We start from the raw sequence: 6,924 nt of genomic DNA, 5'->3' as shown, positions 1-6,924 counted from the left end.
GAGCGTGCGCACCGACATCGAGATCACATAGCGCCGCTGCCTGCCGCGCACATCGTCCGCGAGCCCCTGCCGGGCACCCGTGATCCGGAAGACCTCCGCACCGCTCTGCTTCCGCATCCCGGCTCCACACCCTTCCCCGAGCTCGTGACGGACCGGGGGAGAACCCGTTCCTGCGCCGGACGCTCCCCGGACCGGACCGCTTCCACGGTACGCCCGGCATCCGGCCCGATCGAGACCGGGGCGCGCCGCGAAACCGTGCCCGCCCCACGTACGGACCCGTCCGACATGCGGTCGGCACGCCAAGCGCCGAGACTGATCGGACATCGCGACACCGCGTCGCACGAGGAGGCGGCATGAGCTGGTTGTGGGCAATCATCGTGGGCCTGGTGCTCGGTCTGATCGCGAAGGCGATCCTGCCGGGGAAGCAGGAGATCCCACTGTGGCTGACGGTCATTTTCGGCATGATCGGCAGCATCCTCGGCAATGCTGTCGCCACCTGGATCGGTGTCAACGACACCAAGGGCATCGACTGGACACGTCATGTGCTCCAGCTGATCGGTGCGGTGGTGGTGGTCGGTGTCGGCGACATGCTGTGGGCGTCGATCCGCGGCACCAAACGGCAGAAGACCTGAGCTCCGGACTTCCGGGCAGGAACGGCTGCGGCCGGGCACGCACGACGCGTGCCCGGCCGCAGTGCTTCTCGCGACGGCTCAGCCGGCCGTGACCTCGATGGCCGCCAGGTTCTTCTTGCCCCGGCGCAGTACCAGCCAGCGCCCGTGCAGCAGCTCCTCGCGGGCCGGTGCCACCTCGCCGTCGGTGACCTTGACGTTGTTCACGTACGCGCCGCCCTCCTTGACCGTGCGCCTCGCGCCCGACTTGCTCGGCGCCAGACCGACCTCCACCAGGAGATCCACCAGCGGACCCAGCTCGGTGACCCGGGCGTGCGGGACCTCGGAGAGCGCCGCACCCAGCGTCGCCTCGTCAAGACCGGTCAGCTCACCCTGCCCGAACAGCGCCTTCGACGCGGCGATGACCGCGGCACACTGGTCCGCCCCGTGCACCAGCGTCGTCAGCTCCTCCGCCAGCGCGCGCTGCGCCGCCCGCGCCTGCGGCCGCTCCTCGGTGACCTTCTCCAGCTCCTCCAGCTCGGCAGGGCTCAGGAAGCTCAGGATGCGCATGTAGCGCGAGATGTCCCGGTCGTCCACGTTCAGCCAGAACTGGTAGAACGCGTACGGCGTCGTCATCTCCGGGTCGAGCCAGACGGCACCGCTCTCGGACTTGCCGAACTTGGTCCCGTCCGCCTTCGTCATCAGCGGGGTCGCCAGCGCGTGCACCTCGGCGCCCGGCTCCAGCCGGTGGATCAGGTCCAGACCCGCGGTCAGGTTGCCCCACTGGTCACTGCCGCCCTGCTGGAGGGTGCAGCCGTGCCGCCGGTACAGCTCCAGGAAGTCCATGCTCTGGAGCAGCTGGTAGCTGAACTCGGTGTAGCTGATGCCCTCGTCGGACTCCAGCCGCCGGGCGATGGAGTCCTTGGTGAGCATCTTGTTGACCCGGAAGTGCTTGCCGATGTCCCGCAGGAACTCGATCGCGGACATGCCCGCGGTCCAGTCCAGGTTGTTCACCATGACCGCGGCGTTCTCGCCCTCGAAGGACAGGAACGGCTCGATCTGGGACCGCAGCCGCGACACCCAGGAGGCGACCGTCTCCGGATCGTTCAGCGTGCGCTCGGCGGTCGGCCGCGGGTCGCCGATCTGACCGGTGGCCCCGCCCACCAGGGCGAGCGGCCGCAGACCGGCCTGCTGGAGCCGGCGCATGGTGAGCACCTGCACCAGATGGCCGACGTGCAGACTCGCCGCGGTGGGGTCGTAGCCGCAATAGAACGTGACGGGACCGTCCGCGAGAGCCTTGCGCAGTGCGTCCTCGTCAGTGGACTGGGCGAACAGCCCGCGCCACTTCAGCTCGTCGACGATGTCCGTCACGGTTCCCGTGCTCCTTGTGATGTAAAGGGGTAGTAGTTGTCCCGCTCAGTCTAGGCGGGTCACACCCCCTGGCTGACCGAGCTCATGTTGAAGTCCGGGATGCGCAGCGCGGGCATCGCGGCCCGGGTGAACCAGTCGCCCCACTCGCGCGGAAGCGTCTTCTCCGTACGCCCCACCTCGGTGGCCCGTGACAGCAGGTCCACCGGGGACTCGTTGAAGCGGAAGTTGTTCACCTCGCCGACGACCTCGCCGTCCTCCACGAGATACACCCCGTCACGGGTCAGCCCGGTCAGCAGCAGCGTCGCCGGATCGACCTCCCGGATGTACCACATACACGTCAGCAGCAGCCCGCGGCCGGTCGTCGTGGCCACCATCTCCTCCAGCGACCGCTCACCACCGCCCTCCAGGACCAGGTTGTCGATCGCCGGGGCGAGCGGCAGCCCGGTGAGGCCCGCCGTGTGCCGGGTCGTCGTCAGCTGCTCCAGCCGGCCGTCCCTGATCCAGTCCGTCCGGGTCAGCGGCAGCCCGTTGTCGAAGACCGAACCGCCGTCCCCGGAGGAATGGGCGACGACGAACGGCGCCGACTCGAGACCCGGCGCGTGCGGGTCGCTGCTCAGCGTCAGCGGCAGCCCGGACAGCGTCTCGCCGAGCCGGGTGCTGCCGCCGGGCTTGGAGAACACCGTCCGTCCCTCCGCGGCGTCCCGGGCGGTCGAGGACCACAGCTGATAGATCAGCAGGTCGGCGACGGCGGTCGGCGGGAGCAGCGTCTCGTACCGCCCGGCCGGCAGCTCGATCCGGCGCTCCGCCCAGCCCAGGCGCCGGGCCAGCTCCGCGTCCAGCTCGGCGGGGTCGACATCCTTGAAGTCGCGGGTCGCACGGCCCGCCCAGGCCGAGCGCGACCGGTCGGGCGACTTGGCGTTCAGCTCCAGCGTCCCGTTCGGCTGGTCGTGGCGCAGCCGCAGCCCCGTCGACGTACCGAGGTAGGTCGACGTCATCTCGTGGTTGGCGAAGCCGTACAGCTCACGGCCGCCGGACCGGGCCCGCGCGAAGGCGTCGCCCAGCGCGGGTGCGAACGCCGCGAACACATCGGAGTCCGTCTCCACCGGCGCGTCCGTGAAATCGGGGGAGGCGGGCACCCCGGTGACCAGTGGCTGGGCGTCCTCGGCCGGACCGGCCCCGCGCGCGGCGGCCTCGGCGGCCCGCACCAGCGGCTCCAGGTCCGCCGCGGTGACGGCGGACCTGGACACCACACCGGAGGCGGAGCCCTCGGCCCCGTCGACCGTGGCGATGACGGTCAGGGTGCGGCCCCGGGTCACCCCGTTCGTGGTGAGCGCGTTGCCCGCCCAGCGCAGATTGGCCGACGACTCCTCGTCGGCGATGACCACACAGCCGTCGGCGGTGGACAGTTCGAGCGCGCGCTCGACGATCTCGTGCGGCTTGCTGACGCGGCTCATCGTCCGGCCTCCTGCGTCGTGTTGAGACTGTGCCTGCCCGGGGGACGACCCCCGGACCCCCGGCCGGTTCCGTGGTTGCCGCTCATCGTCCGGCCTCCTGCGTCGTGTTGAGGATGTTCACGCCTCGGAAGAGGGCGGAGGGGCAGCCGTGCGAAACGGCCGCGACCTGGCCCGGCTGGGCCTTGCCGCAGTTGAAGGCGCCGCCCAGCACGTACGTCTGCGGGCCGCCCACCTTCTCCATCGAGCCCCAGAAGTCCGTCGTCGTCGCCTGGTAGGCGACATCGCGCAGCTGCCCGGCCAGCTTGCCGTTCTCGATCCGGAAGAACCGCTGCCCGGTGAACTGGAAGTTGTACCGCTGCATGTCGATCGACCAGGACCGGTCGCCGACCACATAGATCCCGCGCTCCACCCCGCCGATCAGATCCTCCGTGGAGAGCCCGCCCGGATCCGGCTGCAGCGACACGTTGGCCATGCGCTGCACGGGGACATGGCCCGGCGAGTCCGCGTACGCGCAGCCGTTGGACCGGCCCAGATCCGTCAGCTTCGCGATCCGGCGGTCCAGCTGGTAACCGACCAGGGTGCCGTCCTTCACCAGGTCCCACGACTGGGCCTCGACGCCCTCGTCGTCGTATCCGATCGTCGCGAGGCCGTGCTCGGCCGTGCGGTCGCCCGTCACGTTCATCACGGGGGAGCCGTAGGCCAGCTTCCCCAGCTTGTCGAAGGTGGCGAACGAGGTCCCGGCGTACGCCGCCTCGTAGCCCAGTGCCCGGTCCAGCTCCGTGGCGTGGCCGATCGACTCGTGGATGGTCAGCCACAGGTTCGACGGGTCGACGACCAGGTCGTACGCCCCCGCCTCGACGCTCGGCGCCCGCATCTTCTCGGCCAGCAGCCCCGGGATGGTCTCCAGCTCCGTGTCCCAGTCCCAGCCGGTCCCGGTCAGGTACTCCCAGCCGCGCCCCACCGGCGGGGCGATCGTCCGCATCGAGTCGAACTCGCCGGTCGTCGCGTCCACCGCGACCGCGGTGAACTGCGGATGCAGCCGCACCCGCTGCTGGGTGGTGACCGTGCCCGCCGTGTCCGCGTAGAACTTGTTCTCGTGGACGGTCATGAGTGAGGCGTCCACATGGGCGACGCCCTGCGCCCGGAGGAGGCGGCCGCTCCACTCGGCGAGCAGGCCCGCCTTCTCCTCGGCCGGTACGTCGAAGGGGTCGACGTCGTACGCCGACACCCAGCTCCGCTCCCCGTGCACCGGCTCGTCAGCCAGCTCCACGCTCTCGTCCGAGCCCGCCGCCGCGATCACCTTCGCCGACAGCTTCGCCATGGCGACGGCCTGCGAGGCCACCTTCGCCGCGGCGTCCATCGTCAGGTCCACCCCGGAGGCGAACCCCCACGCCCCGCCGTGCACCACCCGCACCGCGTACCCGAGGTCGGTGGTGTCCGAGGTACCGGCCGGCCGGGCGTCCCGCAGCCGCCAGGTGGCGCTGCGCACCCGCTCGAAGCGGAAGTCGGCGTGCACGGCCCCGAGCGCCCGCGCGCGGGCGAGCGCCGCGTCGGCGAGGGGCCGTAGCGGAAGGGCCAGGAACGACTGATCTACCTCATGGGGCACGGGCGGCCTCTCCTCTTCGTCACATACCCTCGGATCGTTTACGAGGCAGTGAAGCACGGCCGCAACGGCGTCGCGGCCGAATTGCGGGCGGGGCGGACGGCCGCCCGGAGGGCGTCGCGGGCCGCCCGGGACCGTTCGGCCCCGGGGCGCGACTGTAGGAACCCGACAGTGCCCGGGGGGTGGCGCTGTCAGGGGCCGATTCTCCGCGGAGCGGGCGGTACCGATAGGTTTTCGAGGTACCAGACCGCTATGGAAAGGGTGATCCGTTGAGCCGCTCGGTTCTCGTCACCGGAGGAAACCGGGGCATCGGCCTCGCCATCGCCCGCGCTTTCGCCGACAACGGCGACAAGGTCGCGATCACCTACCGTTCCGGAGAGCCGCCGCAGGCGCTCACCGAGGCCGGTGTTCTCGCGGTCCGTTGCGACATCACCGACACCGAGCAGGTGGAGCAGGCCTACAAGGAGATCGAGGAGAAGCACGGCAACGTGGAGGTGCTGGTCGCCAACGCCGGTATCACCAAGGACCAGTTGCTGATGCGGATGTCCGAGGAGGACTTCACGTCCGTACTCGACACCAACCTCACCGGCACCTTCCGGGTCGTCAAGCGCGCCAACCGCGGCATGCTGCGCGCCAAGAAGGGCCGCGTCGTCCTCATCTCCTCCGTCGTCGGCCTCCTCGGCTCGGCGGGGCAGGCCAACTACGCCGCGTCGAAAGCCGGTCTGGTCGGCTTCGCCCGCTCGCTGGCCCGTGAGCTCGGCTCGCGGAACATCACTTTCAACGTCGTCGCGCCCGGCTTCGTCGACACCGAGATGACGCAGGTCCTCACCGAGGAGCAGCGCAAGGGCATCGTCTCCGCGGTGCCGCTCGGGCGTTACGCGCGGCCCGAGGAGATCGCCGCCGCGGTGCGCTTCCTCGCCTCCGAAGACGCGTCGTACATCACTGGAGCCGTCATTCCCGTTGACGGCGGATTGGGCATGGGTCACTGATCGCCATGAGCGGAATTCTCGACGGCAAGCGCATCCTCATCACCGGGGTGCTGATGGAGTCGTCCATCGCGTTCCACGCCGCCAAGGTGGCCCAGGAACAGGGCGCCGAAATCATCCTGACCGCCTTCCCGCGGCCGACGCTGACGGAGCGCATCGCCAAGAAGCTGCCCAAGCCGGTCAAGGTCCTGGAGCTGGACGTGACCAACGCCGAGCACCTGGACCGGCTCGCCGGACTGGTGCGGGACGAGCTCGGTTCGCTCGACGGTGTCGTCCACTCCATCGGCTTCGCGCCGCAGGACGCGATGGGCGGCAACTTCCTCAACACCCCGTTCGAGTCGGTCGCCACGGCGATGCACGTCTCGGCGTTCTCGCTGAAGTCGCTCGCCATGGCGTGCAAGCCGCTGATGAGCGAGGGCGGATCGATCGTCGGACTCACCTTCGACGCCCAGTACGCCTGGCCGCAGTACGACTGGATGGGCCCGGCCAAGGCCGCGCTGGAGGCCACCTCCCGCTACCTCGCCCGCGACCTGGGCAAGGACGGCATCCGCTGCAACTTGATCTCGGCCGGACCGATCGGCTCCATGGCCGCCAAGTCCATCCCGGGCTTCGGCGAGCTCGCCGACGTGTGGAACACCCGCGCGCCGCTGGCATGGGACATGAAGGACCCGGAGCCGGCCGGCCGTGGCATCGTCGCGCTGCTCTCGGACTTCTTCCCGAGGACCACGGGCGAGATCATCCACGTCGACAGTGGCGTGCACATGATGGGTGCCTGACCCGCACAGCAGATGTGACACGGCCGTGGGGGGGCGCCCCCCCGCCGCGCCGCCCCCGGGGGGGGGGGGGCGGCCCGGCCCGGCGCGGATTAAAAACTAAAAGCAACCCCCGCCAAATAACGAGGG

6 protein-coding genes and 1 pseudogene are annotated in these 6,924 nt (G+C 70.2%); 3 read left to right on the top strand and 4 right to left on the bottom strand.

The genetic code is table 11. From position 1 onward, the window contains the following. Nucleotides 1-117 (bottom strand): annotated as a pseudogene (locus tag ACFVW8_RS37885) (DUF3099 domain-containing protein); the annotation flags it as partial. Between the two features lie 236 nt (nt 118-353). Here ACFVW8_RS37885 and ACFVW8_RS37880 point away from each other — a divergent pair. Then, nucleotides 354-632: a GlsB/YeaQ/YmgE family stress response membrane protein gene (locus ACFVW8_RS37880; protein WP_389698381.1), complete on the top strand. Its 279-nt coding sequence runs from the start codon at nt 354-356 to the stop codon at nt 630-632. A gap of 78 nt (nt 633-710) precedes the next feature. Here the strand turns inward: ACFVW8_RS37880 and tyrS are convergent, their stop codons facing one another. The 3 genes from tyrS to ACFVW8_RS37865 all read right to left on the bottom strand — a co-directional run bounded on the left by tyrS (nt 711) and on the right by ACFVW8_RS37865 (nt 5,039). Beyond that, on the bottom strand, nt 711-1,979 hold the full coding sequence (tyrS, locus tag ACFVW8_RS37875; protein WP_389698379.1) for a tyrosine--tRNA ligase: 1,269 nt from the start codon (nt 1,977-1,979) through the stop codon (nt 711-713). A gap of 59 nt (nt 1,980-2,038) precedes the next feature. Further along, a complete protein-coding gene (locus ACFVW8_RS37870; protein WP_389698377.1) occupies nt 2,039-3,433 on the bottom strand; it encodes a metallopeptidase TldD-related protein in 1,395 nt (464 codons plus the stop codon). Nucleotides 3,434-3,515: 82 nt separating this feature from the next. Continuing rightward, complete coding sequence (locus ACFVW8_RS37865; protein WP_389698375.1) at nt 3,516-5,039, bottom strand: TldD/PmbA family protein; 1,524 nt, start codon at nt 5,037-5,039, stop codon at nt 3,516-3,518. A 266-nt stretch (nt 5,040-5,305) separates the two neighbouring features. Between ACFVW8_RS37865 and fabG the strand changes: the two genes are divergently transcribed. Together fabG and fabI are read left to right on the top strand one after the other, a co-directional pair. Further along, nucleotides 5,306-6,025, top strand: coding sequence for a 3-oxoacyl-[acyl-carrier-protein] reductase (fabG, locus tag ACFVW8_RS37860; RefSeq protein WP_389698373.1), 720 nt, complete (start codon nt 5,306-5,308; stop codon nt 6,023-6,025). A gap of 5 nt (nt 6,026-6,030) precedes the next feature. Beyond that, complete coding sequence (gene fabI, locus ACFVW8_RS37855; RefSeq protein ID WP_389698371.1) at nt 6,031-6,798, top strand: enoyl-ACP reductase FabI; 768 nt, start codon at nt 6,031-6,033, stop codon at nt 6,796-6,798. Nucleotides 6,799-6,924: the final 126 nt, after the last annotated feature.

The organism is Streptomyces sp. NPDC058221, assembly GCF_042882365.1.
Taxonomy (GTDB): domain Bacteria; phylum Actinomycetota; class Actinomycetes; order Streptomycetales; family Streptomycetaceae; genus Streptomyces.
Note: the sequence above shows the minus strand (reverse complement) of the source record. Positions and strands in the feature narration are given on the sequence as shown.

What these genes read in the sequence shown, in the direction of transcription:
- ACFVW8_RS37880 (WP_389698381.1), top strand. Translation starts at nt 354, where the DNA reads ATGAGCTGGTTGTGGGCAATCATCGTGGGCCTGGTGCTCGGTCTGATC.
- ACFVW8_RS37870 (WP_389698377.1), bottom strand. Translation starts at nt 3,433, where the DNA reads ATGAGCCGCGTCAGCAAGCCGCACGAGATCGTCGAGCGCGCGCTCGAA.
- fabI (WP_389698371.1), top strand. Translation starts at nt 6,031, where the DNA reads ATGAGCGGAATTCTCGACGGCAAGCGCATCCTCATCACCGGGGTGCTG.